Source organism: Paracoccus laeviglucosivorans, assembly GCF_900182695.1.
Taxonomy (GTDB): domain Bacteria; phylum Pseudomonadota; class Alphaproteobacteria; order Rhodobacterales; family Rhodobacteraceae; genus Paracoccus; species Paracoccus laeviglucosivorans.
The window spans coordinates 62,953-87,551 of record NZ_FXTK01000012.1 but is presented as its reverse complement, the minus strand read 5'-3'; the positions used below and the strand labels follow the sequence as shown (position 1 = coordinate 87,551).

Annotated in this window: 22 protein-coding genes; 14 read left to right on the top strand and 8 right to left on the bottom strand. The window is 62.9% G+C overall.

From position 1 onward, the window contains the following. Positions 1-47: 47 nt before the first annotated feature. Positions 48-914: an aldose 1-epimerase family protein gene (locus FN835_RS13345; protein ID WP_185958674.1), complete on the bottom strand. Its 867-nt coding sequence runs from the start codon at positions 912-914 to the stop codon at positions 48-50. A 206-nt stretch (positions 915-1,120) separates the two neighbouring features. On the opposite strand from FN835_RS13345, the gene FN835_RS13340 reads away from it, so the two are divergent. After that, positions 1,121-3,097 carry a PhoX family protein gene (locus tag FN835_RS13340; protein ID WP_142663721.1) on the top strand — a complete coding sequence of 659 codons (1,977 nt, stop codon included), beginning with the start codon at positions 1,121-1,123 and terminating at the stop codon, positions 3,095-3,097. Positions 3,098-3,119: 22 nt separating this feature from the next. Here the strand turns inward: FN835_RS13340 and FN835_RS13335 are convergent, their stop codons facing one another. Further along, positions 3,120-3,779: a nucleoside triphosphate hydrolase gene (locus FN835_RS13335; protein ID WP_142663720.1), complete on the bottom strand. Its 660-nt coding sequence runs from the start codon at positions 3,777-3,779 to the stop codon at positions 3,120-3,122. Positions 3,780-3,938: 159 nt separating this feature from the next. On the opposite strand from FN835_RS13335, the gene FN835_RS13330 reads away from it, so the two are divergent. Continuing rightward, positions 3,939-4,850 carry an alpha/beta hydrolase gene (locus tag FN835_RS13330; protein ID WP_142663719.1) on the top strand — a complete coding sequence of 304 codons (912 nt, stop codon included), beginning with the start codon at positions 3,939-3,941 and terminating at the stop codon, positions 4,848-4,850. Here the strand turns inward: FN835_RS13330 and FN835_RS13325 are convergent. The 5 genes from FN835_RS13325 to FN835_RS13305 are packed head-to-tail and all read right to left on the bottom strand — an operon-like array spanning position 4,847 to position 10,389. Further along, entirely contained in the window at positions 4,847-5,608 is a 762-nt protein-coding gene (locus FN835_RS13325) for an L-fucose dehydrogenase (protein WP_142663718.1), read from the bottom strand. The genes FN835_RS13330 and FN835_RS13325 overlap by 4 nt on opposite strands. Then, complete coding sequence (locus FN835_RS13320) at positions 5,608-6,888, bottom strand: L-fuconate dehydratase (RefSeq protein WP_142663717.1); 1,281 nt, start codon at positions 6,886-6,888, stop codon at positions 5,608-5,610. Before FN835_RS13320 ends, FN835_RS13325 begins: the two co-directional genes overlap by 1 nt. 39 nt (positions 6,889-6,927) lie before the next feature. After that, a complete protein-coding gene (locus FN835_RS13315; protein WP_142663716.1) occupies positions 6,928-7,872 on the bottom strand; it encodes an ABC transporter substrate-binding protein in 945 nt (314 codons plus the stop codon). A 23-nt stretch (positions 7,873-7,895) separates the two neighbouring features. Continuing rightward, positions 7,896-8,873, bottom strand: coding sequence for an ABC transporter permease (locus FN835_RS13310; protein WP_142663715.1), 978 nt, complete (start codon positions 8,871-8,873; stop codon positions 7,896-7,898). A gap of 10 nt (positions 8,874-8,883) precedes the next feature. Then, positions 8,884-10,389, bottom strand: coding sequence for a sugar ABC transporter ATP-binding protein (locus FN835_RS13305; RefSeq protein WP_142663714.1), 1,506 nt, complete (start codon positions 10,387-10,389; stop codon positions 8,884-8,886). Positions 10,390-10,586: 197 nt separating this feature from the next. Between FN835_RS13305 and FN835_RS13300 the strand changes: the two genes are divergently transcribed. Further along, positions 10,587-11,351, top strand: coding sequence for an IclR family transcriptional regulator (locus tag FN835_RS13300; RefSeq protein WP_142663713.1), 765 nt, complete (start codon positions 10,587-10,589; stop codon positions 11,349-11,351). Here the strand turns inward: FN835_RS13300 and FN835_RS13295 are convergent. Next, the gene (locus FN835_RS13295; protein WP_142663712.1) at positions 11,348-12,625 is read right to left on the bottom strand and encodes a replication initiation protein; all 1,278 of its coding nucleotides are present in this window, start codon (positions 12,623-12,625) and stop codon (positions 11,348-11,350) included. The two genes, FN835_RS13300 and FN835_RS13295, sit on opposite strands and share 4 nt — an antisense overlap. A 556-nt stretch (positions 12,626-13,181) precedes the next feature. Here FN835_RS13295 and FN835_RS13290 point away from each other — a divergent pair. The 11 genes from FN835_RS13290 to FN835_RS13240 all read left to right on the top strand — a co-directional run bounded on the left by FN835_RS13290 (position 13,182) and on the right by FN835_RS13240 (position 24,565). Continuing rightward, positions 13,182-14,567, top strand: coding sequence for an AAA family ATPase (locus FN835_RS13290; protein ID WP_142663711.1), 1,386 nt, complete (start codon positions 13,182-13,184; stop codon positions 14,565-14,567). Next, on the top strand, positions 14,560-15,648 hold the full coding sequence (locus tag FN835_RS13285; protein ID WP_142663710.1) for a ParB/RepB/Spo0J family partition protein: 1,089 nt from the start codon (positions 14,560-14,562) through the stop codon (positions 15,646-15,648). Before FN835_RS13290 ends, FN835_RS13285 begins: the two co-directional genes overlap by 8 nt. Before the next feature lie 134 nt (positions 15,649-15,782). Further along, positions 15,783-16,787, top strand: coding sequence for a LacI family DNA-binding transcriptional regulator (locus FN835_RS13280; RefSeq protein ID WP_142663709.1), 1,005 nt, complete (start codon positions 15,783-15,785; stop codon positions 16,785-16,787). 134 nt (positions 16,788-16,921) lie between these two features. Beyond that, positions 16,922-17,956 (top strand): sterol desaturase family protein, encoded by a 1,035-nt coding sequence (locus FN835_RS13275; protein WP_142663708.1) that lies wholly within the window; start codon positions 16,922-16,924, stop codon positions 17,954-17,956. Then, entirely contained in the window at positions 17,953-18,273 is a 321-nt protein-coding gene (locus tag FN835_RS13270) for a MocE family 2Fe-2S type ferredoxin (RefSeq protein WP_221930421.1), read from the top strand. Before FN835_RS13275 ends, FN835_RS13270 begins: the two co-directional genes overlap by 4 nt. A 78-nt stretch (positions 18,274-18,351) precedes the next feature. Next, positions 18,352-19,293 carry a substrate-binding domain-containing protein gene (locus tag FN835_RS13265; RefSeq protein WP_142663707.1) on the top strand — a complete coding sequence of 314 codons (942 nt, stop codon included), beginning with the start codon at positions 18,352-18,354 and terminating at the stop codon, positions 19,291-19,293. Between the two features lie 55 nt (positions 19,294-19,348). Further along, positions 19,349-20,524 carry an NAD(P)/FAD-dependent oxidoreductase gene (locus FN835_RS13260; RefSeq protein WP_142663706.1) on the top strand — a complete coding sequence of 392 codons (1,176 nt, stop codon included), beginning with the start codon at positions 19,349-19,351 and terminating at the stop codon, positions 20,522-20,524. Continuing rightward, positions 20,521-21,348 carry a sugar phosphate isomerase/epimerase family protein gene (locus tag FN835_RS13255; RefSeq protein ID WP_142663705.1) on the top strand — a complete coding sequence of 276 codons (828 nt, stop codon included), beginning with the start codon at positions 20,521-20,523 and terminating at the stop codon, positions 21,346-21,348. The genes FN835_RS13260 and FN835_RS13255 overlap by 4 nt, the downstream gene beginning before the upstream one ends. 84 nt (positions 21,349-21,432) lie before the next feature. Continuing rightward, complete coding sequence (locus tag FN835_RS13250; RefSeq protein WP_142663704.1) at positions 21,433-22,107, top strand: response regulator; 675 nt, start codon at positions 21,433-21,435, stop codon at positions 22,105-22,107. Then, entirely contained in the window at positions 22,094-23,467 is a 1,374-nt protein-coding gene (locus tag FN835_RS13245) for a sensor histidine kinase (RefSeq protein WP_185958673.1), read from the top strand. The genes FN835_RS13250 and FN835_RS13245 overlap by 14 nt, the downstream gene beginning before the upstream one ends. A 117-nt stretch (positions 23,468-23,584) precedes the next feature. After that, on the top strand, positions 23,585-24,565 hold the full coding sequence (locus FN835_RS13240) for a Bug family tripartite tricarboxylate transporter substrate binding protein (protein WP_185958672.1): 981 nt from the start codon (positions 23,585-23,587) through the stop codon (positions 24,563-24,565). Positions 24,566-24,599 lie beyond the last annotated feature (34 nt).

Genomic DNA, 24,599 nt, shown 5'->3' with positions numbered 1-24,599 from the left:
TCATCGGGCTTCCTGTTCGCATTCCCGTCCCCCAAGTGCAACGCGGTTCACGCCGGGACGAAACGCATGTCCATGCCGAAACTGGCGCTTTTCCCCGGTGCAAGGGTCTGGCTGAAGTTGCGCGTCGAAAGCGCCGCGCCTTGACTGGGAAAGGGGGCCATTCCGTGCCAAGGCTCAAGACACAGATACGGCGCACCGGGCTTTTGCCACAGCGCGAAATTCGGCAGGTCCGTAACCTGCATCTGCACCCGCTTCGTGTCGGTGCCATAGGTAAAGCTGCGGCCAGCACCATGCGGAAAGACCATCGCGCCCCCGGTAAACAGCCCCGCTGAAATCTCAAGCACACCATCATCAAAAGGCGAAGGCAGGACGGCTTCATCGATCAGCCCGGTCGCATCCGGGCGGTGCATGGCCGGAGCGCCGCCGTCTGCCAAGGTCACGCGATGCGTTTGTCCCTGCATTCCCGGCAGGGGCCAGGCAAAGGCCGGATGAAAGCCGAACTGAAACGGCATGTCGCAATCGTCATGGTTCGTCACGGTCGCCAGACAGCGCAGCCAATCCCCATCAAGACGATAGATCATCATCAATGCGAACCGGAAAGGATAGCTTTGCGCCGTCACCTCGCTCGGCTCCAGCATCAAGGCCACGGCATCGTCGGTCGCAGCCATCGTGCGGAACCGACTGTGACGCGCGAACCCGTGCGAACCCATCGGATAACGCCTGCCGTCGATCTCGACATGGCCATCGGGGCTAAGGCCTACGACCGGGAAAAGCAGGGGCGCGCGCCCTGTCCACCATGCCGGATCGCCTTGCCACAGCCATTCGGCGTCATCGACAAGCGTGCGCACGGATTGCAACTCGGCACCCTGTTCGGTCAGTTCGACCCGCAAACGGGTATTTTCCAGCGCAATCATTAATTTCTCCGTCGATGGCAGGCAGATGGGCATGGCGCCGCAGGAATGTCGAACCGTCGCCCCGGTCACTGGCGATAGTCTGCCATACCGGATGGACCTATGACATTTGCGACCTCGCAAACGCAGAAGCGTCATCCTGCCAACATTCTGTTGCATTTGACAATTAGAACAGCCGCACCAAGCAAAATTGCCAGGGAAAAGCACCGATGACCATGCGCCAAAGCGACATTTTCCGCACCTCGAAACTTGAAGAAGCCGACGGTCCGGGCCTGAACCCGACCCAGAACCGCACGATGGGCGACATCATCGCTGCGCGCTTTTCGCGCCGCGGCTTTCTGAAAGGCTCGATGGCATCGGCCGCGATCGCCGCGACCGTCTCGCCGCTGGCAATCCTTGCCGCGGACGAAGCGCGGGCGCAGTCCGCATCGGTCTTCAACTTCCCCGAAGTCGAAGCGGGCGTGGACGCCAATCACCACGTCGCCGAGGGTTACGACGCTGACGTGCTGCTGCGCTGGGGCGACAAGGTTTTCGCGGATGCGCCGGAATTCGACCCGACCGCCCAGACCGAAGCCGCGCAGGAACGCCAGTTCGGCTATAACAACGACTTCGTGGGCTTCATCCCGCTGGAAGGCGCGGCGGATCATGGCCTGCTGGTCGTGAACCACGAATATACCAACGAACACCTGATGTTCCCCGGCATCGTCACCCTGAAGGATGGCGAGATCGAGGTGGCCGACGCCACCGAAGACCGCGTGAACATCGAAATGGCCGCGCATGGCGGCACGGTCATCGAAATCCGCAAGGTCGATGGCAAATGGCAGCCCGTGCTGGACGGCGCGATGAACCGCCGCATCACCGTCAAGACCGAGATGCAGCTTTCCGGTCCGGTTGCGGGCAATGACCGCGTCAAGACCTCGGATGACCCGGAAGGCCGCAAGGTTTTCGGCACGTTCAACAACTGCGCGGGCGGCGTGACCCCCTGGGGCACCTACATCATGGCCGAGGAGAACATCCACGGCTATTTCATCGGTGAGCTGCCTGCCGAACATGCCGAAGCCGCCAACTACAAGCGTCTGGGCGTTCCGGCCGGCGACTATCAGTGGGGCAACTTCCACAAGCGTTTCGATGTCGGTCAGGAACCGAACGAGGCCAACCGCTTTGGCTGGATCGTCGAGGTGGACGTGATGGACCCGAACTCGGTCCCGAAAAAGCGCACGGCGCTTGGCCGCTTTAAGCATGAAGGCGCGGAAAGCGTCGTCGCCAAGGATGGCCGCGTCGTCTTCTATCTGGGCGATGATGAGCGTTTCGATTACGTCTACAAGTTCGTGACCGCCGGCAAATTCAACGCTGAAGACCGCGCCGCGAACATGGACCTGCTGGACGAAGGCACGCTTTACGTCGCGCGCTTTGACGAAGACGGCTCAATGGTGTGGCTGCCGCTGGTGCATGGAGAAGGCCCGCTGACCGCAGAAAATGGCTTCAACAGCCAAGCCGACATCCTGATCGAGGCGCGCCGCGCCGCCGACCTGCTGGAAGCCACGCCGATGGACCGCCCCGAGGACATCCAGCCGAACCCGGCGACGGGCCGCGCCTATGTCATGCTGACCAACAACACCAAGCGCGAAGAGGCGAATTCGGCCAATCCGCGCGTCAACAACGCCTTTGGTCACATCGTCGAAATTCTGGAAACCGACGGCGATTTCACCGCCACCACCGGCAATTGGGAAATCCTGCTGCAATGCGGTGATCCTTCGGTGGCCGAAGTCGGTGCGACCTTCTCGACCGAGACGACCAAGAACGGCTGGTTCGGGATGCCCGACAACGCCGCGATCGACGCCGATGGCCGCCTGTGGGTTTCGACCGACGGCAACTCGGTGGGCGATACGGGGCGGACGGACGGTCTGTGGGCCGTGGACATCGAAGGCGATGCGCGCGGCACCTCGCGCCTGTTCTATCGGGTTCCGGTCGGCGCCGAGATGTGCGGCCCCTGCCCGACCGAGGACATGAGCACGATGTTCGTCGCAGTCCAGCACCCCGGCGACGGCGGCGATGATTGGGAAGGCCACGGTCGCCCGTCCTATTACGAGGATCTGTCCACCCGTTGGCCGGACTTCAACGACGCGATGCCGGTTCGTCCGGCGGTCGTTGCGATCACCAAACAGGGCGGCGGCCGCATCGGCTAAGGCTAAAACATCGGCGAAGGGGTCAATCCCCTTCGCCCTCCCCACCCATCGTCAGGGTAATATCGGCGGCGCGGCCATGTGCCTGCACCGTTTCCGCGTTGGGCAGGTCGTTGCCCAATGCCTTCGCCTCGGCTTCGGTCAGGGTCATGCCGTGATCCAGCCAGCGCCCGATCAGCCGTTGGCGCAAGACGGGCATCGGCACATCCAGCGCAATCGTCAGATCGAACTGCCCGGCCAGTTCCGTCCAGGGCGGGCTGTCCAGCAGAAGGTAATTCCCCTCGACGATGATCAACGGCGTGGTTTGCGGAATGATCCGTGCGCCCGCACGCGATATTTCAAGGCGGCGGTCAAAGACCGGCACGGCGATCTCTGCCTCGGCATTGGCGCGCAAACGCGCCAACAGGGCGCGAAACCCGCCGACATCGAAGGTATGCGGCGCGCCCTTGCGCGACAACGCGCCGCGTTCGCGCAGAACCGCATCGTCGTAATGGAACCCGTCCATCGGCAGGATCGCAGAGGTGGCGGGCGTATGCGCGTTGATGGCGCGGTGCAAAGCCTCGGCGATGGTGGATTTTCCGCTGCCCGGCGGGCCTGCCAATGCGACCAGCTGTCGCCCCTTGGCCGCAAGCGTCATCAGGCGCGGCAGCAGATCGGCCGCGATGGCGTCGGGGGATGGTGACATTGCAAACTCCGGTTCCGGTCCTGATCTGATATGACGATGCCCGCCGCCGCGTTTCAATATCGGCGCGGCGGCCTGTTCATCCGGCGGCGGGCTTGCTAGCTTGCGCCTGCGTTGCTCCAGCCACTTTCGCCAGAAGACGCGGAATTGTCGGAGCTATTCATGACCTATCCCCTTTCGCGCCGCGGCTTGTTGGCCGCGCTTCCCCTTGTCCTTGCCACAGGTGCGCTGGCACAGGAACAGCGTCGCCGTCCGGGCGACGGACCCGCCGAGATCATCGACGATCCGCGCGCGACGACCTTCCAGATCGGCCCATCCGCCGCCCCTTGGGAAATCTTGGTCGGTATGCCGTCCGTGCCCGCGCCACCGCAGGGCTATTCCGCGATTATCGCGGTCGATGGCAACGCGACATTCCCCATATTCTGGCATCATCGTCAGATGCTGGCCCCCGATGCGCCGGTGGTTCTGGTGGGTGTGGGCTATCCCGGCGGGCATCGTTTCGACACGGATCGCCGGTGGAACGATTTGACCTCGACCGCGATGCAGCCGGTGGTGCCGACCGGAGAACGCCTGCGCGGTCCCGGTGATCGCCCCACAGGCGGGCGCGAGGCGCTGCTGATGATGATCGAACGCCAGCTGCTGCCTGAACTGGGCGGGCGAGTGGCGCTGAACGCCGATGACCTGACGCTGTACGGCCATTCGCTGGGTGGGCTTTTCGTGCTGCACGCCCTGTTCACGCGCCCCCGGCTGTTTCGGCATTTCGCAGCTGCGGACCCTTCGACATGGTGGAACTCGGGCGAGGCGATGCGGGAAGCTGTGGCATTCGCGGGCGGCATCGCCGCTGCGGGCGGGCAGTTGGCACAGCCGACCGATTTGCTGATCGCGCGTTCGGGCGGCAAGCGGCGCGGTGATACCAATCCGCAGCCCGAGACGCCTGAAATCGTCACCGCGCTTTCGGGGATCGGCGGGCTGCGCGTCACCTATCGCCCCCATCCCGATGAATCGCACGGCTCGCTGATCGCCCCTTCGGCGGCCGAGGCAATGCGCCAGCATCTGGGAATGCCGCAGGGCTAGCCGATCCGGCGGTCCAGATGCAGATAGCCGCCATCGGTATGCAGCCATTGCCCGGTGATATGGCTGGCGCGATCCGACAGCAGGAAGGCGCAGCTATCCGCAATCTCTCGCGCCGTGGTCATGCGCTTGCCCAAAGGGATCCGGGCAGTGATCTGTGCCAGAGCCGCCTGCGGATCAGGCAGTGTGTCCAGCCAGCGGCGGTAAAGCGGCGTCATCACCTCGGCCACGACAATGGCGTTGACGCGGACGTTGTCGGGCAGGAACTCGACCGCCCATTCCCGCGTCAGGCCCAGTTGCGCCGCCTTGGCCGCGACATAGGCCGAGGTGCCGCCCTGCCCCGTCAGCGCCGTCTTGCTGCTGATATTGACGACCGCACCCTGCTGGCTGCGCAGATCATCCCGCACCGCTTGCAGCATGGTGAAGTAATGGATCAGGTTCTGATCCAAGCTGGCGCGGAAATCGTCAGGTCCACGGTCCAGCCCCACGCCGTCATTCGCGCCTGCATTGTTCACTAACCCATAGACCGGGCCGTGCTTTTCGCGAATGGCCGTCACCGCCGCGCGGCAAGCAGCATCGTCCGAGAGTTCGGCCTGAACAAAATCCGCCCCCGTGCGCGCCAACCATTCCCCGTCCGGCGCACTGCGCGAGACGATGACCGGACGCGCACCTTCTTCGGCCAGCACTTCGGTGATGCCGGCCCCGATGCCCGAGCCGCCGCCGGTCACGATCACCACCCTGCCTTGCAGATGCAGATCCATCAGGCCCCCCCGCGAAAGCGGTAGGTTTCAAGGCTCGCCTCATGCATCTGGATGGAAAAGCCCGGCGCGGTCGGCGGCATATAGGCCGCATCCCGGATCACGCAGGGGGCCAGGAAATGTTCGTGCAGGTGATCGACATATTCGATGACCCGGCCCTCGCGGGTGCCCGCGATGCACAGATAGTCGATCATCGACATGTGCTGGACATATTCGCACAGGCCCACGCCGCCCGCATGGGGACAGACCTTCAGCCCGTGTTTGGCGGCCATCAGCATCACGGCCAGCACCTCGTTCAACCCGCCCAGACGGCAGGCGTCGATCTGAACCACGTCGATCGCGCCCTCCATGATGAACTGCTTGAACATGATGCGGTTCTGGCACATCTCGCCTGTGGCGACCTGCACCGGGGCCACGCCGGCGCGGATGGCGCGGTGGCCCGCGATGTCGTCGGGGCTGGTCGGTTCCTCGATGAACCACGGTTTCGCGAAGGCCAGCTTGCCCACCCAGTCGATGGCCTGATCCACCTCCCAGACCTGATTGGCGTCGATCATCAGGTTCACGTCGGGGCCGATTTCGTCCCGCGCGATGGTCAGGCGGCGGATGTCATCGTCCAGATCGCGGCCGACCTTCATCTTGATGTGGCGGAACCCGGCATCTACCGCCTCGCGGCACAGGCGGCGCAGCTTGGCGTCGTCATAGCCCAGCCAACCCGCGCTGGTGGTATAGCAGGGATAGCCCTCGGCCCGCAGGGTGGCGATGCGATCCGCCTTGCCCCGCGCCTGAGCGGTCAGGAAGTCCAGCGCCCATTCCGGGGTGATGCAATCGGTCAGATAGCGGAAATCGATGCAGCGCACCAATTCGGCGGGCGACATATCGGCGACCAGTTGCCAGACCGGCTTGCCCTCGGATTTCGCCCACAAGTCCCAGACGGCATTGACCACCGCGCCCGTCGCCAGATGGATCGCGCCCTTGTCCGGGCCGATCCAGCGCAACTGGCTGTCGCTGGTGATGTGGCGCCAGAACCGACCCATATCCTGCGCGACCCAGCCCAGATCAAGGCCAAGGACCAAGGGCCGCAGCGCCTCGATCGCGGCAATGCAGATTTCATTGCCGCGCCCGATGGTAAAGGTCAGGCCGTGACCCTGATGCGGGCCGTCCGTTTCCAGAATGACATAGGCCGCGGAGTAATCCGGGTCCGGGTTCATCGCGTCCGAGCCGTCCAGATGCGCGCTGGTCGGAAAGCGCACATCCACCGTGCGCAGGCCTGTGATACGGGTCATGCCGTGCCTTTCAGTGCGGGGGCGCGTGGCCCCCGGTTGTCAATCGTAAAGAACAGCGGCGATTTCGGGCGCGTCGATATTCGACTTGTCGTACCAGAAAAAGCCGGTGTCGATGTTCTTGGCCACCGTCTCGCCCTTGGCGACGGCGACGGCGGCCTTGACGGTTTCATAGCCGATGCCGACCGGGTTCTGCGTGATTGCACCCGCCATTGCGCCCGAGCGGATCGCGTCCTTCTGCGCCTTGCCGCTGTCGAAGCCGACCACGACGACCTTTGAGTTCATTTCGCGCGCGCCGTTCAGCACGCCGATTGCCGAGCCCTCATTGGTGCCGAAGATCCCCTTGATGTCGGGATTGGCGGCAAGGATCGCCTTGGTGATCTCGGTCGATTTCAGATGGTCGCCGTCGCCGTATTCAATGGTGACGATCTGAATCTCGGGGTATTTCTCCTTGATCTCATTGACGAAACCGTCGCGCCGGTCGATGCCGGTGGCCGAGGTCTGGCTATGCGCCACGACCGCTATCTGGCCCGAGCCGCCGATCAGCTCTGCCATCTTGTCGGCAGCCATGGCCGCAGCCGCCACGTTGTCGGTGCTGGCCGTCGCCACCGGAATGTCGCTATCGACGCCTGAATCGAAGGCCAGAACCGGAATGCCTGCCGATTGCGCCTGTTTCAGCTGCGGGATCACCGCCTGGCTGTCCAGCGCCGCCAGCGCGATGGCCGACGGTTTCTTGGCCAAGGCCGCCGCCAGCATGTCCATCTGCTTGTCGACCTGAGTTTCGTTATCCGGCCCCTCGAACGTCACATCGACGCCCAGATCGGCCCCGGCCTTGTCAGCGCCCTGCTTGACCGCCTGCCAGAACTGGTGCTGGAAGCCTTTGGATATAAGCGCCACGGACATCTTGTCCTGCGCCATGGCTCCGGTTGCCCCGGTCATCAGCGCCAGCGCGGTCGCCGCGCCGATCATTCCCCGTCTGGTAAACATTCCATCCCCTCCCAAGGTTGAAGTCAGACCGCCGCCCGCCGCCGCAACTGGTCGGCATAGACGGCGACGATGATGATGGCGCCGGTCACGACCGTCTGCCATTCCGGCGCGACCGACATGACGCGCAGGCCATTGGTCAAGACCGACATGATCAGCGCGCCGATCAGCGTGCCCAAGATCGTGCCCCTGCCCCCGGCCAGCGACGTGCCGCCGATGACCACGGCTGCGATCGCCTCAAGCTCATATCCCAGCCCCAGCGCTGGCTGGGCCGAGTTCAGACGACTGGAGATCAGGATGCCCCCGATCCCCACGATGCCGCCCGCCAAGGCATAGATCGCCATTTTCCAGCGGTCGGTATCGACGCCGGACAGGCGCACGGCTTCCTCGTTCGATCCCAGCGCGAAGGTATAGCGTCCCAACACCGTGCGCCCCAGCACCCATGCAATAACGGCGGCGACGATGAACAGGATCAGCACTCCGTTCGGCAGCGGGAATTGCGGGATGATCGACCCGATCAGCGAGCCTTGGGATATGGTCGTATAACCCTCGGTATCGTTGAAATAGATGGGCTTGGTGCCGGTGACGATCAACGACAGCCCCTTCAGGATCAGCATCATCCCCAAAGTGGCGATGAAGGGCGGGATCTTGGCCTTGGCAACCAGCGTCCCCGAGATCAGCCCGCAAAGCGCCCCCGTCGCGATCCCCGCGATGACGCCCAGCGGCAGGGGCATTCCACCCCATGTCAGCACCACGCCCGACATGACGGCGCAAAAAGTCATCAGCGTGCCGATGGACAGGTCGATCCCGCCGGTAATGATGACCAGTGTGACGCCGACCGCCAGCACGCCGTTCACAGATGTGGCCTGAAGAATCGACATGATATTGTCGATGCGGAAAAAGGCCGGACTTGCCAGCGAGAAGCCGACGACCAGCACGATCAGGCTGGCAAAGGCCAGAAGCTTCTGCTGTGCTGCGCCCCTGCGGGCCTGTTTCTCACTCATGCTTGGTCCCTCATTCCGCAGCCAGCGTCTCGCGACGGGTGGCCAGTTCCATGATCTGTTCCTGCGAGGCGCCGCCGGGCAGGATGCCGGTCAGCCGGCCTTCGCACATCACGGCGATGCGATGGGACAGGCGCAGCACCTCGGGCAATTCGCTGCTGATGACGATGATCGCCTTGCCCTCTGCCGCCAATTCGCCCAGCAGGCGATAGATTTCGGCCTTTGCGCCCACATCAATACCGCGCGTCGGTTCGTCAAAGATCAGGATGTCGCAATCACGCAGCAGCCATTTGGCGATGACCACCTTCTGCTGGTTGCCGCCCGACAACAGTCGGACTTCCTGCCGGTCGCCGGGGGTGCGGATGGCCAGCGTCTGTATATAATCGCGGGCGATGCGGGCCAGCTCGGGTTCGCGGATGCGGCCGATGCGGTCGGCATAGCGCGGCAGGCTGGCCATGGCGATATTCGCGCGCACGTCCATCCCCAGCGCCAGCCCGAAATGCTTGCGATCCTCGGACAGGTAGCCGATGCCCGCCTGCACCGCGTCGGCGGGGCTGCGGATCGTCACCGCGCGGCCTTGCACAAGAATCTCGCCGCCGTCGGCTGGTTCCGCGCCAAAGATCGCGCGGGCCAGTTCGGTGCGCCCCGCCCCCATCAGGCCCGCAAAGCCCAGAATCTCGCCGCGTTTCAGGGTGAAGCTGATCTTGCGCAATTCCGTGCCGCGCGTCAGGTCGCGGACCTCCAGCGCGGTCCCGGACCCGGCCAAATCGGGGATGGTCGCAGCGGCATCGGCCAGTTCGCGCCCCACCATCATCTGGATGATCCGCGAGATCGGCGTGTCCGCCGCCTGAACCGTGCCAACATAGGCGCCGTCGCGCATCACCGTCACGCGGTCGGCGATCTGGCGAATCTCGTCCATCTTGTGGCTGATATAGATGATGCCGACGCCTTCGCTGCGAAGCTGGCGGATAATGGTGAACAGCTCGGCAATCTCGGCATCGTTCAGCGCGGCGGTCGGTTCGTCCATGATGAGGACGCGGGACCGGTGGCTAAGCGCCTTGGCGATTTCCACCATCTGCTGACGCGCGATGGACAGGCCGCCGACACGGGCCCGCGGGTCCATGCGGATGTTCATCGCGGCAAACAATGCGGCGGTGTCAGCGTTCTGACGCGCCTCATCGATACGGCCAAGGGACAGGCGCGGTTCCCGCCCGATCCAGATGTTCTGCGCCACGGTCAGGTCGGGCATCAGGGCCAGTTCCTGATGGATGATGCCGATGCCAAGTGCCTGCGCCGCGCCGGGCGTGGGCAAAGCCACCTTGGCCCCGTCGATCAGGATGCGGCCCTCGTCGGGGTGATAGACGCCGGACAGGATCTTCATCAGCGTCGATTTCCCGGCACCGTTTTCGCCCATCAGCGCGTGGACCTCGGCCGGGCGCAGATCGAAGCCTACGGATTTCAGCGCATGAACGCCGGGGAACCGCTTGTCGATGCCCTCCATCCGCACAAGATCGGTCATAGGATCATCCCGACATGCGCTGCCAAAGGCAGGCATCGGACATGGCGCGTCGCGTTCCGAAATCTCATCGCCACCCCTCCCAAAGCAACGATTACCGCCTGCTTCCACCCCCTCTTGGGCCTTTCGCTGCGGTTCTTATATGAATAAGCTATCTACATATGAATAACCCAAGCAAGCGATTCCTTGGAGCGACCGCGATGGCCGACGATATTCAGGACAGTGCTGACAGATATCGTGCCCCCGCGCTGGACAAGGGTCTGGATATTCTTGAAGTGCTTTCCGACCAAGCGCGCGGTCTGACGCGGGCCGAAATCGTCAAGGAAATGGGGCTAAGCCCATCGCAGATTTACCGAATGCTGGAACGGCTGGTCGCCCGAGGTTATGTCACCCGGATCGAGGGCGGCGACCGCTATGCGCTGACGATGAAGCTGTATCTTTTGGCCACGCGGCATCCGCCGCTGCGGCGGCTGGTGGCGCAAGCCCAGCCGATGATGGACGAATTCGCGCGTGAGATGCGGCAATCCTGCCATCTGGTCGTCCCGGAACAGGGCACTGGGATCGTGGTCGCACAGGCCAGCCCGATCGGGCATTGGGAATTTCGCGCCCGGCTGGGTGGGCAGGTCGATCTGTTCACCACCGGATCGGGCCTGACACTGCTGGCGTTTCAGTCCCCTGCCCGTGCGGTCGATACTTTGGGCATCTGGGGCGTCGTCGATGCCCCCGCCAAACTGGCGCGGGTCGAAAGCCATCTGAGCCAGCTTCGGCAACAGGGCTGGCGGGCAGAACCCTCGGGCCAGCTATATGGCGTGACAGATATAAGCGTGCCTGTCGCCGGGATCGAGGGCGAGGCCATCGGCGTGCTGACCTGCGCCTTTATCGAGCATCCCGACGATACTGCCGGGCGCAGCCGGTCGGATGCGCGTGACCAATTGTTGCAGATGGCGCAGGCGCTGTCGGGCTAGCCCTGACGGTCGTCCACATCTTCGAAAATACCGGGAACCATGTCTTCCCAGAATGCCATGATCTCGCGTGCGTTCAGCGCCGAGGCCCAGCCGTGCCGCACAAAATCCGACCGCCCCAATTCATCTTCCAACCGCGACAGGAACATGCGCCGATCGGCATCGCGCTGGGTCGGGTTGCGGCTTTCGGCGATCTCGCGAACCCGGTCGATCCGCGTGGCCCGCCAGCGCCGGTCCGCATCGCGCGCGCGGCGCTGCGCCTCGGCCCGATCGTCCGCCTCGGCGCGATCCTGCACCAGCAACTGCACCGCCGCCCGCATTTCCGGGCTGACGGTCACCGGCGCAGGCTCGGGCGTGAAATCATCCTTGAGCGCGACGGACAGATAGCGGACCGGGCTTTCCACGCCTTTTTGCGCGGAGACATAGTCGAGCTTTTGCCCCACATACCCCTCGCCATGCTCGGCGATCCATTGGCGGGCAAGACGGTCGCTGGCGCCCAGTTCCACCAGCCGCGCATAGGTCGGGCTTTTGCGCACACCTTCCTGATCGTCGATGTCGAACATCGCAAGCTGCGGGTTTTCCTTGATGCGAAAACGGATCTCGACGACCGCCCTGCCCTCTTTGCGGGTTTCGGGGGTGACGATGATGTTTGAATTGCTGTTCACCTCGGCCACCGCAGGCTTGATGATCTTGGCGTTCAGATGCTTGTAGTTTTCATAATAGGCACTGCCATCGACCCCCATCAGGCGGCGGAACAGGTCAATCGACCACCAACCCGTGCTGCCTGTCCTGACAAAGCGGTAGCAGTTCTCATAAAGTGCCAGGGCATGACCGCTGGAAAAGCGCTTCTGGATGTTCAGGTTGATCAGCGCGAAAACTTTTGGGTCATGCAGCTTTTCGGCCAGTGCGGGCGAATAGGCGTATTCGCAAACACCGCCCCGCAGCCGCGCATAAGACAGCAATGCCGACACGCCCCATTCCTGCTTGCCCTTTTCGTCGAGCATGTCCCATTCGGCCAAAGTCTCGGCCAGACTGCGCAGCGCCTGCTTCAGCGTCTCCATGTCGTTCGAGTTATAGCCGATCATCATGCACAAGGTCCGTGCATCGATCCGATGGCTTGGCCGGGTCATCAGGTTGTCATAGGCATTCAACAGCAGCACATTCGACAGCTTGCGCTGCAGAAGCGTCAGCTTGCCCGACACATGGATGGCGGCAACATTTTTTTTGACTGACCCGCGCCGCAGGGCGCCGGTCAGGTTCATCGCACGCTCGTTCATCTTGCCCCTTTCGGTGACCCGTTTGCCGGATTCTGCGATAGATCATGACATGCGCAGGCACCTTGCGGCAATACCAAGTTAGGTGCCTGTTCCTTGAGTGCTGCCCATCCTGTAGGTGGGTTCCTTTCGGTCCTAGCACATACAGCATAGGAACCCGTTTGCGGTAGCCATGTTCGCCGACGTTGGCAGGTTTCGCAAAATCATTGGGAAAAACACGGCATCCTGCACGTAGGGGCCCAAATTACTGCGAATCGGAGCCGTTTATCCCGCAACCGGATGCCTTACGTCCTGAAAACAGGCACCTTAGCGCCTGTAACCGGGTTCCTATAACTGAATATAAGAATAAAATTCAACTGGTAATGCGCAATAAAGATTCTAAAGCTGCTTAAAGAATCTCAACATTTGTGTTGCGGCTGAAAGCGATGATTTAGGGTTTTCGCTGCGAAACCCCAATCTTTTCGCGAAATGCCCCTTATCGATTCCATAGCTAAGAACGATGTGCGATACTTCGCACCACAGACGCCCGAATGGCGCACATCATACAGGCCACCTGAATATGTCAAAAAAACCCGAATCTTTGCTTCCACCATATTTCAGCCTGGATCCACGCGAGGCAGCGACACGTCTTGGTGATCCTATCGACACGGCGCGATTCGCGAAAGCCGCGGCATTTGCTGCACGTGGCCGCACCGATCTGGCGAAACGGGGTTATGCACCCGATGGAGCAAAACGGCTGCGTAAGTTTTCCACTTGGGAGATATGCAAATATCTGATCCCTGTCGCTCCGGCTCATCTGCGGCGCGTGCTGAAGCAAAACCCGGATCTGCCGCAAGGCATCGGCGAAGGCGGCACGAAGTGGTTCACGCTTGAGGAAGTGATTTCGCTGCGTAACTTCTTTGCCGAAGAGGGTGCCAGCAGCAAGGAATACCGCCCGTTCCGGCCAAAGGATCTGCCCGCAAAGGTCATAGCAGTGGCGAACTTCAAGGGGGGCGTTGGCAAGACCTCGACGGCCGCGCATCTTGCGATGTCTGCCGCGCTTGACGGCTATCGCGTGCTGGTGATCGATCTGGACAGCCAGGGCTCCATGACCTCGATCATGGGCGGCAAGGTTGCGGATGAATGGCAGACCGTATTCCCGCTGCTGGCCAAGGATTACGCGCTTGCGCTCGAGGCCGAGAACAAGGTCAGGGCCGCGCAGGGCGAAGCCCCCCTGCCCTTCGATGAAACCTTGTCCGAGGCGCTGAAGGTTTCTGCCAGCGATGTGATCCAGAAAACCCACTGGCCAAACATCGATCTGATCGGTGCGCAGCTAAACCTTTATTGGGCCGAGTTTCAGATTCCTGTCTGGCGGATGACATTACGTGGTTGGCCGCTTTGGGATGCCTTGACCGGCTTTCTGGAACGCGAGTCCTTGCTTGAGCAATATGACATCATCTTGCTGGATACCCCGCCAGCGCTGGGTTATTTGACGATAAACGCGCTGGCGGCAGCGGATATTCTGCTGGTGCCTCTGGGGGCGTCGTTCCTGGAGTTTGACTCGACCGGGCGCTTCTTTGACATGCTGTATTCGACTTTTGCCAGTATCGAGGATGGGGAAAATTCGGTCAGGCGCAGGCAGGGTCTGCCTGAGATGAAATTCGAATGGGATGTCGTCCGCGCGATCATCACGCGCTTTGATGCTGCGCAGCAGACCAATCTGGCCAATGTCATTCAGGCATATTTCGGCGATTTCATGACGACATACCGACAGGACTATACAGCCCTGGTCGGTCAGGCCGGCGAGCAGGTCAATGGGATCTATGAGGCAGATTATCGCGACTTCAATCGCGAGACGTATTCGCGTGGTCGTGAAACATTCGACCGGACTTATGCCGAGGTGAAGGAGATATTGATCGGTGCCTGGTGGCGCGATCTGGCGATGAAGGAAAAGAATAATGGCTAAACGCAGGCAGCTTGAAACCCCGACGCAGGATCAGCTCCGCGAGATCGAAGAAGGTTTCGCGCGCGAAACCCGACGAGATCCGCTGGGTCTGGCCGCACCAATCGCGACCGTCGCCGCCGAGGCTGCCGCGTTGACGCAGACCGCGACCACCGATGAACGGGCCGAGCAGGCGCGGGATCGCAAAGACGCCGCACGGTTGCGCGATGCCGAGGCCCGCGGGCTTCTGGTTCGCGACATTGCGCTGTCCGATATCGTGGCTGATGAGATGGTCCGCGACCGGATGTCTCTGGATCCCGAGGAGATGGCCGAACTTAAGGCCTCTATCCGCAGTCACGGTCTGCGGCTGCCCATCGAGATTTTCGAGCTTGCCGTCCCACAGGGCGAGCAGCGTTACGGCCTGATCTCGGGGTATCGTCGTCTGGGCGCGGTGCGTGCGTTGCTGGCCGAAACCGGGCGCGAGGAATATCTGACAATCCGCGCGCTGGTTCGCAAAGCCGAAGGCTCAGCCGAGGCGTTCGTCGCGATGGTCGAAGAGAACGAAATCCGCGCCGGACTTAGCCAGTATGAGCGTGGCCGGGTGGCCGTGGTCGCCGCCGAAAATGGCGCGTTTGAAACGGTCGAGGCGGCAGTGGATGCGTTGTTTGCATCAGGCTCCAAGGCCAAGCGATCCAAGCTGCGGTCCTTTGCGCTGATCCACGAGGAGCTTGGCGATCTGCTGAAGTTCCCGCAGGCGCTTAGTGAACGGCAGGGCTTGCGGCTTGCGACAGCTTTGCGTGCGGGCATGGCCGAGCGTCTGCGTGCTGCCTTGTCGTCTGACGCGATCGAAAGCGCCGAGGATGAATGGCGTTCGATTGAGCCTATTGCTGTGATCGCTGAAACAGGGGGTAGGGACAACGCACGCGGCGGTCGCCCGCGCCAAGTCTCCAGCGGAACGGCTGTCGCCGTCGCGCAAGGTGTTCATCTGCAGCACAAGCGCGACTCGCAGGGGCTGCTGATCCGACTGACCGGCTCTGACCTCGATCGCGATCTGATGGACCGGGTGCTGACCGCAGTGGAGCGTGTTCTGCGCGGTGAGGCGTGATGTTCATGTTATCCGCATATATCAATAATTATGCGGATAAGGCATGAAAGATGCAAATATTCATCATCTGCGCGGGGTCATCTTGATCACCCCGCGCAGCTTTTCAGCGATGTCTTTGGCGATGCGAGTCCGATATGATCAAACCGACCCTGCAAAATATCGCGCAGCGTGCCGGTGTCGGCACGGCGACGGTCGAACGGGTCTTGAACGGCCGGGGTGGCGTGCGCCCGGAACTGGTCGAACGGGTCGTGACTGCCGCGCGTGCGCTGAATTATTCAAAGAAGCTGCCCGACTCGCATCATGGTCTTTACCGGATCGAGGTGATGCTGGTCCGCCCCGAGACGACGTTTTATCGCCGCTTGGGCAAGGCGTTCGAACGCATCGCTGCGACGCTTGATCCGGTGATCGTCGTCCATCGCACGTTTACCGAAGAAATGAACCCCCGCCAGATCGCCACCCGCATTGCATCGACCGCAATGCGCCGCGCGGGGTTGATCCTTGCTGTGCCGGACAATCCCGAAATCCGCGCCGCTGTCGAAGCGGTGGCCGCGAACGGTCTGCCTGTGGTCAATGTGGTCACGCGCGCCTCGGATCGTGCGGGCGAATTCGTCGGGATCGACAATTACGCGGCAGGGCGCAGCGCGGCGCTGTTTACCGCGCGCATGGCGCGGGGTAGGGGGCCGGTCATGGCACTGGGCCATCCGATCTATCGCGTGCATCGAGAGCGGATCGCCGGCTTTTCGGATTATCTGCGCGATCACCCGGCCAAGGGGCTGGAATTCAACTGGATGGGCTTCAGCCTTGACGACGAAAGCCGCAGTGCCGATCTGCTGTTCGCGGCGCTGAAGCGTCATCCCGACATGGCCGCGCTTTACAATGCGGGCGGCGCGAATGCCGCGCTGATCGACGTGCTGCGACGTGATCCGCGGGGCAGGGACATCTTCTATGTCGGGCATGAGCTGACCGATTACACCGACCGCGCCCTGCGTGACGGGGTGATGGACGTGGTTCTGGATCAGGCCCCCGAGGCGCAGGCCCGCCGCGCCATCGACCTGGTCCTGCGCCGTATCGGGCTGACCGGGATCGAACCCGATACCAGCCCCATCCGCTTTGTCACCATCACCGCTGAAAGCCTTTGATCAAATCTGATCAACGCAGCTTTGGCCTGCTCTGATCCTCGCTGCTAAATCCTTGGCTACTAGGGGAGGGAACGGTCCAAGGGCCATGGTGCAGGCAAGCGCCCTCTCTGACGCATTCAGCAGGGGGTAGGCTCATGGATGATCTGAAATACGGCAAGCGCAACAAGCGCGGCGACTGGTCCCCGAATGAGCCGGTCCAGACTGCGCCTCTGTTCCAGTTTCCGCCACGCCTTCGGGCGCTGCTGCGTTGGATCCCGCATTATTTCTTTCCCTGGAACGCCATCTTTGCCGCGTCCGCAGTTGCCTATTGGGCGTGGGTCATTCCGCCGGTCGAACGGATGCAGACCATCGGCATCGGCTGGGCGGCATGGCTTTACGCTGTCAACGCGATCTGCGTCCTGCTGTTTTACGGCGCATTCGAGCTGCATCTTTACGTGCTGAAGCGTCAGGAAAACCGCTTCAAATACAACGGCAAGTTTCCCGCGGATCAGAAAAGCAAGGCGTTCTGGTTCGAAAGCCAGAATATCGACAACATCCTGCGAACCTTCCTGTCGGGCGTCACGATCTGGACCGGGATCGAGGTTGTGATGCTTTGGGCCTATGCCAACGGCTATGCGCCTTGGCTGAGCTTCGCGGAAAATCCGTGGACGCTGGCATTGGTCGCGCTGGTTGTGCCGATCATCCACGAATTCCACTTTTTCTGCGTGCATCGCCTGATCCACACGCCGTTCCTGTATAAATGGGTGCATTCCGTGCACCATAATTCGGTGAACCCTTCGCCGTGGTCGTCGCTGTCAATGCATCCGGTCGAACATCTGATGTATCTGGGAACGGCGTTCTGGCACCTGATCCTGCCGTCGAACCCGATCCTGATGCTGTATCAACTGCATTACGCGGGCTTTGGCGCGATCCCCGGCCATGTCGGCTTCGACAAGGTTGAACTTGGTGACGACAAGCTGATCGATAGCCACGCATATGCCCATTACCTGCACCACAAGTATTTCGAGGTGAATTACGGCGATGCTCTGATCCCCTTGGATAAGTGGTTCGGCACCTGGCACGACGGCTCTGCCGAAGGCGAGGCGCGGATGCAGGCCCGCTACCGCCAGCGCAAGGAAAAGCTCGCAGCCCGCGAAGCCCGCAAGCAAGCCAATGGAGCCACCGAATGAGGGATACCGTGAACTGGGTCACCGCCTGCCATCTGGACGACATCGAACAGGAAGGCGCCATCCGCTTCGACCATGCCGGACGGACTTATGCGATCTATCGCGCGCCCGATGACAGCGTTTACTGCACCGCCGGGCTTTGCACGCACGAAGCGATCCATTTGGCCGACGGTCTGGTGATGGATTACGAAGTCGAGTGTCCCAAGCATTCCGGCGCCTTCGATTATCGCACCGGAGAGGCGCTGCGCCTGCCTGCCTGCGCCAATCTGAAAACCTATGCCGTCGAGGTGGTTCAGGGCGAGGTTCGCGTGGCCCTGTAAGTCGGCAATCACCGCACCTGCAGCCGCAAGGCTCCGGCACGGAACGGGCGAACCGGCGCCCAAAAAAGGGAGGGGAACATGAACAAGATCTTGCTGGCCGCCGCGTTGGCCGCGCTGATGACATGCGGGGCACAGGCGCAAACGATAGGCGTATCGATGCAAAGTTTCGACAACAACTTCCAGACGCTTCTGCGCGAAGGGATTGTCAAACGCGCCTCCGAGGCGGGCGTCGAGCTTCAGGTCGAGGACGCGCAGACCGATGTGGCAAAGCAGCTGAATCAGGTGAACAACTTCATCGCTTCGGGGGTGGATGCGATGATCGTGACGCTGGCCGATACCTCGGCCGCACCCGGCATCTCGGCTGCGGCGGAACAGGCGGGTATCCCGCTGGTCTATCTGAACCTTGAGCCGGCCAATATCGCCAGCCTGCCCGCAGCGCAGGCCTATGTCGGTTCGCGCGAAACGGAATCCGGCAAACTGGGGGCGGATGCCGCCTGCGCATTGCTGGTCGCCAAAGGCAAGGCTTCGGATGCCCAAGCCTATATCCTGATGGGCGATCTGGCGCATGAGGCCGCGCGCCAACGCTCGCAATCCGTGCATGACGCGCTGGCGGCGGGCGATTGCAAGGGGGTGACCATTGCCGACGAACAGCCCGCCGCATGGCAACGCACCAATGCGATGGACCTGACGACGAACTGGCTGACGGCGGGCCGCCCCATCGACGCGATCTTTGCCAATAACGACGAAATGGCGATCGGGGCGATTCAGGCGCTGAAAGCATCGGGTGTCTCGATGGATGATGTCGTGGTCGTGGGGATCGACGCGACGCCGGACGGTCTGGCCGCGATGCAGGCGGGCGATCTGGATGTGACGGTGTTCCAGAACGCGGCAGGGCAGGCGGCGGGCGCGGTCGATGCGGCGCTTGCGCTGGCCAAGGGCGAGCGGATCGAACAAAGCGTGATGGTCCCGTTCGAACTGGTGACCCCCGACAGCATGGCGCGCTACGCGGGCCGGAACTGATCCCCCTGACCGGCGCGGCATCCCCCGCGCCGGCCCCTTTGATCGGAGAAGCGACATGAACATGATCATCATCGGCGCGGGCGAATGCGGCACTCGTGCCGCTTTTGCATTGCGCGAGGCGGGTTTTTCCGGCGCCGTCACCCTGATCGGCGCCGAACACGGGCTGCCCTATGAACGCCCGCCGCTGTCCAAACCTGATGGGGACGGGGTGCAGCGCAAGACGATCTGCGATCAGGCTGCGCTGGAGGGTGCAGGCATCGCCTACATGCCCGGCACGACCATCGCCGCGATCGACCCGGCCTTGCGGATCGTGCGGCTGGCGGACCGAGAGCTGCCCTATGACAAGCTGCTGATTGCCACTGGGGCACAGCCGCGTCGGCTGACCTGTCCGGGCGCGGAACATGCGCTGGATTTCCGCAGCCATGCCGATGCCGCGCGGGTCTTTGCCGGGGCCACCGGCCCGGTCGCCATTATCGGCGCGGGCCTGATCGGGATGGAATTGGCCGCCGTGCTGCGCGCACGCGGCCTGCCCGTCACCGTGATCGAGCTTGGCCCCGCGCCGCTGGGACGCGCCGTGCCGCCCCGTTTCGCCGCCCGCCTGCATCAGCGGCACGAAACCGAGGGGGTGCGCTTTCACTTCGGTCAGGCCATCGCTGGTATCGACGCCGCGGGCGTCACGCTGGCTGATGGGACGCATATCCCTGCCACACTGACCGTCAGCGCCATCGGCGTTGTGCCCGATCTGGGGTTGGCAAGTCTGGCGGGGCTGGCAGTCGGCAACGGGATCCTGATCAATGCGCGGCTCCAGACCTCGGACCCGCATATCTTTGCGGCGGGCGATTGCGCGGCCATCGCGGGCCAGCGATATGAAACCTGGCGCAATGCCCGTGATCAGGCGCAGATTGCCGCGCTGAACATGCTGGGACAGGCGCAGGATTTTGCCGCGCTGCCGTGGTTCTGGTCCGATCAATACGATCTGGGCCTGCAGGTCGTGGGAACCCCGCAGGACGCGCCCATCCTGCGCAGCCATCCCGACGGGACCGAGATCGAGTTTCATCTGCAGGGCGACCGCCTGATCGCCGCGGCTGGGCTTGGCCGGGGAAATGCGGTCGCGCGCGACATCAAGCTGGCCGAGATGCTGATCGCGGGCGGGCAGTCGGTCGATGCGGCATCCCTTGCTGATCCGAGTGTCGGCCTGAAATCCCTGCTTAAGGCAAGGAAGGCCGCATGACCCAGAACCTTCTGATCTTCCAATCGCTTTGGGCGATGGAGCGGCGCCATACCGATGGGCAGGAACGCAGCCTTGAAGAAAATATCGCCATGATCGCCGAGGCCGGCTTTGATGGTGTCAGTGCGCATTACACCAGCCGCGAAGGGGTCGTCCGGCTGAACCGTGCGCTTGCCGGCACCGGCCTGCGGATCGAAGGGCAGTGCTTTCCCAAAACGGTGGATGACCTGCGCCTGCCGCTGGAACTTGCCGCCGAATTTCCCGTCGCGCATCTGGACCTGCAGCCCGATATTCGCCCGCGCCGTATGGCGGATTGCCTGCCGCTGCTGGACGGCTGGATGGGGTTGGCCGATCAGGCGGGCATCCCGGTGCTGATCGAGACGCATCGCGACCGCATGACCACCGATCTGTTCTTTACGCTGGACCTGCTGGAGGCGCGGCCTGATCTGCCGCTGCTGGCGGATCTGTCGCATTTTCTGGTCGGGCGCGAATTCGCCTTTCCGGTGACCGAAGAAAACCACGAACCGATCCGCCGTATCCTGCGAAACACATGGGCCTTTCACGGGCGCGTCGCGTCGCGCGAACAGGTTCAGGTCGAAATATCGTTCCCGCATCACCGGCCATGGCTGGACCTGTTTCTGGACTGGTGGGGCACGGGGTTTCGCGACTGGAAAAGCCGGGCTGCGCCAGATGCGGAACTGGTCTTTACCTGCGAATTGGGGCCAAAGCCCTATGCGATCACCGGGCCGGACGGTAACGATCTCAGCGACCGCTGGCAGGACGCGCTGCTGATGCGCGATGCGGTGCGCGCGCTTTGGCAGGCTTAGGCGGGGCAGGGCGGCCCGGCCTTAAGATTGCGCAAGGCGCGCTGTTGCGGCATTTTACCGGCGAATGCCGCACAAGGGGACGGAATGCGCTGCCTGCTGATCGAGGACGATGCCGATCTTGCGACATGGCTGGTCAAGTCGCTGTCCAGCCGCAACATCTTTGCCGAATGGGAAGAAAGCGGGACGCTGGGCGCACGGCGCGGTCTGGCCGAGGAATATGACGCGATCATCCTGGACCTTGGACTGCCCGATCTGGACGGGGCGGGCGTCTTGTCGCGCATCCGCGCCATGGGCGGCACGACCCCGGTTCTGGTCGCCACTGCCCGCGACGATCTGGCCGAGCGGGTGGCGCTGCTGCATGGCGGGGCCGATGATTTCCTGACCAAACCCTTTGCCATTGACGAGCTTGAGGCGCGGCTGGTCGCGCTGGTCCGCCGCAGTCATGGGCGGGCCACCGGGAATTTTGCCTGTGGTGCGCTGTCCTATGATCAGGCGTCGCGGCAGTTCTGGCTTTCGGGAACGCCCTTGGTGCTGACGCCCCGCGAACATGCCGTGCTGCATCTGCTGATCATGCGCCCCGGCGAGCCGTTGTCGAAAACCTATATCCTCGACCGCCTGATCGGCGAGGACGGCAGCATGAACCCTGAAACGGTCGAGGTGATGATCTATCGCCTGCGCCGCAAGCTCGAAGGCTCTGATCTGCGGATCGTGACCATGCGCGGCCTTGGCTATTTCCTTGAAGCCGATGACGCGGGCTAGGCTGTCGCTACGGGCCACCGTCGCGCTTTGGATGGTGCCGACGATCCTGTTCTCTTTCGGCTCATCATGGTGGCTGACGCAGGTGAACGTCCGCGAACTGGCCAACAGCGCCTATGACCGGACGCTGGACGGGGCGCTGCGCGCGATCGAGGATAACATCTCGACGAAAAGCGGCGGGCTGGGGGTCGAACTGCCTTATGCGCTGTTTGCCAGCCTGCAGGCGACATCGGCGGGCACGGTTTATTTCCGCGTGTCGTCGCAGGATGGGTTGGTGCAGATCGGCGACGTGGCCTTGCCACCTGCGCCAAAGCTGGCGACGGGTGTGCCGCTGTTCTACAACGCGGAATATCTTGACCAGAACGTCCGCATCGGCGCGCTGCGCACGACTCTGGCCGCCCCGCTTTATGGCGCAGCACAGGCGCAGGACGTCGTGATCGAGGTGGCCGAGACGGCGGCCTCGCGTCAGGCGTTTCTGGACCGTATTGGCGATGCCGCATTCTGGCGCGATGTGGTGACGACATTCCTTGGCCTTGCGTTGATGATGCTGGGCATCGGTTTCGCGCTGCGTCCGCTGGAACGACTGCGCCAACGCTTCGACAGCCGCGGGGCCGAGGATCTGTCGCCCCTAGACGAAAGCCAGCTTCCGGCCGAGGTCCGCCCCTTGGTGCAAAGTTTCAACGCATTGCTGCTGCGCCACGCGGCACTGGCGGGGGCGCAGCGACGGTTTCTGGACGACGCCTCGCACCAGCTGCGCACACCGATCAGCGTGCTGCGGATGCAGCTTGATTACGCGCTGCAAACCGACGACCCGACCGAACGCAGGGCGACGTTGGAGGCCATGCGACCCGTCATCGAACGTTCGACCCGCACGACCTCGCAGATGCTGGCGCTGGCCCGTGCGGATGCGACGACGACCGGGCAGGGCGATCCCGTCGATCCCGCCCGCATCCTGTCCGAAGTCGCGCGCCTGCATCTGCAATCGGCGCGGCGCAAGGGGCTTCTTATGGATCTGGACCTGCCCGAGCTGTCCCCGACGCTTATCGGACATGAAACCCTGATCTATGAGGCGCTGAGCAACCTTCTGGACAACGCCATCCGCCATTCGCCCAAAGGCGGCACGATCCGGCTGGCCTTGTCCTTGGACCCGGACGGCTTGGCCATCGACATCAGCGACGATGGACCGGGCATGAGCCGCGAAGGTCTGGCCCGCCTGGGTGAACGCTTCCGCACAGAAGGCGGCAATGGGCTGGGGCTGGCACTGGTGCAATCGGTGGCCAAGGCGCATGGCGGCAGGCTGTCCGCACGCAACCGCGATGACGGCGGCTTGCAGGTCACGCTGAAGCTGCCGCAGGCAAATTGAAATTTTCTCCGATGCTGTCCGGCTTTGTAAGCTATCTGACAGCTTCGCCGCGCTAATAGGGCTGCCGGAGGAGAAGGGCGGGGTTTCCCGCGCATGGTTTCAAGGGGGGAATACCGGATGCGGAACTTGTGGCTTGGGCTTGTCCTGCTGCTGGCGGCTGTGCTGCCCGGCATGGTTCATGCGCAAACCGCTCCGGACGGTTCTGCCACCTGCATCGCCCCAGCCCAGCCCGATGGTGGTTTTGATCTGACCTGCCGGATGCTGGCTCAGGTGCTGGACGGTGCAGGCATCCTGCCACAGCCCCTTCAGCGCGGCTATATGCCGGGCGGGGTCGGCGCGGTCGCCTTCAACGCCATGACCGGCACCCGCGCTGCCGAAGGCAATACGCTGGTCGCCTTTTCCGAGGGCACGATCTACAACCTCGCCAAAGGCAGCTTTGGTGATCATCACGCAGGCGAGGTGCGCTGGCTGGCCCAGCTGGCGCAGGATTACGGCGCGATCGTCGTGCGCGACGATGCTGCCTGGGCCGATCTGCCTGCGCTGCTGGCTGCCATGCGCAAGGAACCGCAGCGCATCGCCATCGGTGGTGGCGGCACGATCGGCGGGCAGGACTGGATGCGTGGGGCGATGACCGCCGAGCTTGCTGGCATCGACCATCGCAAGCTGCGTTTTGTCGCCTTTGAAGGCGCGGGCAGTTGCACGCAGGCGCTGCTGGAAGGTTTCGTGCAGGCCTGCATGAACGATATGGGCGATGCCCGCACCGGGATGGATGCCGGAAAACCGTTGCGCATCCTTGCCGTCTTTGCGCCCAGGCGCCTGCCCGGCGACTTGTCGGATGTGCCGACCGCGCGCGAACAGGGTGTGCCTCTGGACTGGCCCGTGATGCGCGGCGTCTATATGGGCGCGCATGTCAGCGATCAGGATTTCGCATGGTGGCAGGCACATCTGGCCCGCCTCATGGCCAGCGCCGACTATGCCCGCATTCTTGAACGCTATCATCTGCAAGCCAAGCCCGTCACCGGCCCCGCGCTTGAGGCCGAGATCGCGACCCTGACCCAAACCGCCCGCGCCCGCCTTGCGCAGCTTGGCGTTCCCTGACGGGCGCAGCCCCTGATCCTTATCTTTGGCGGTT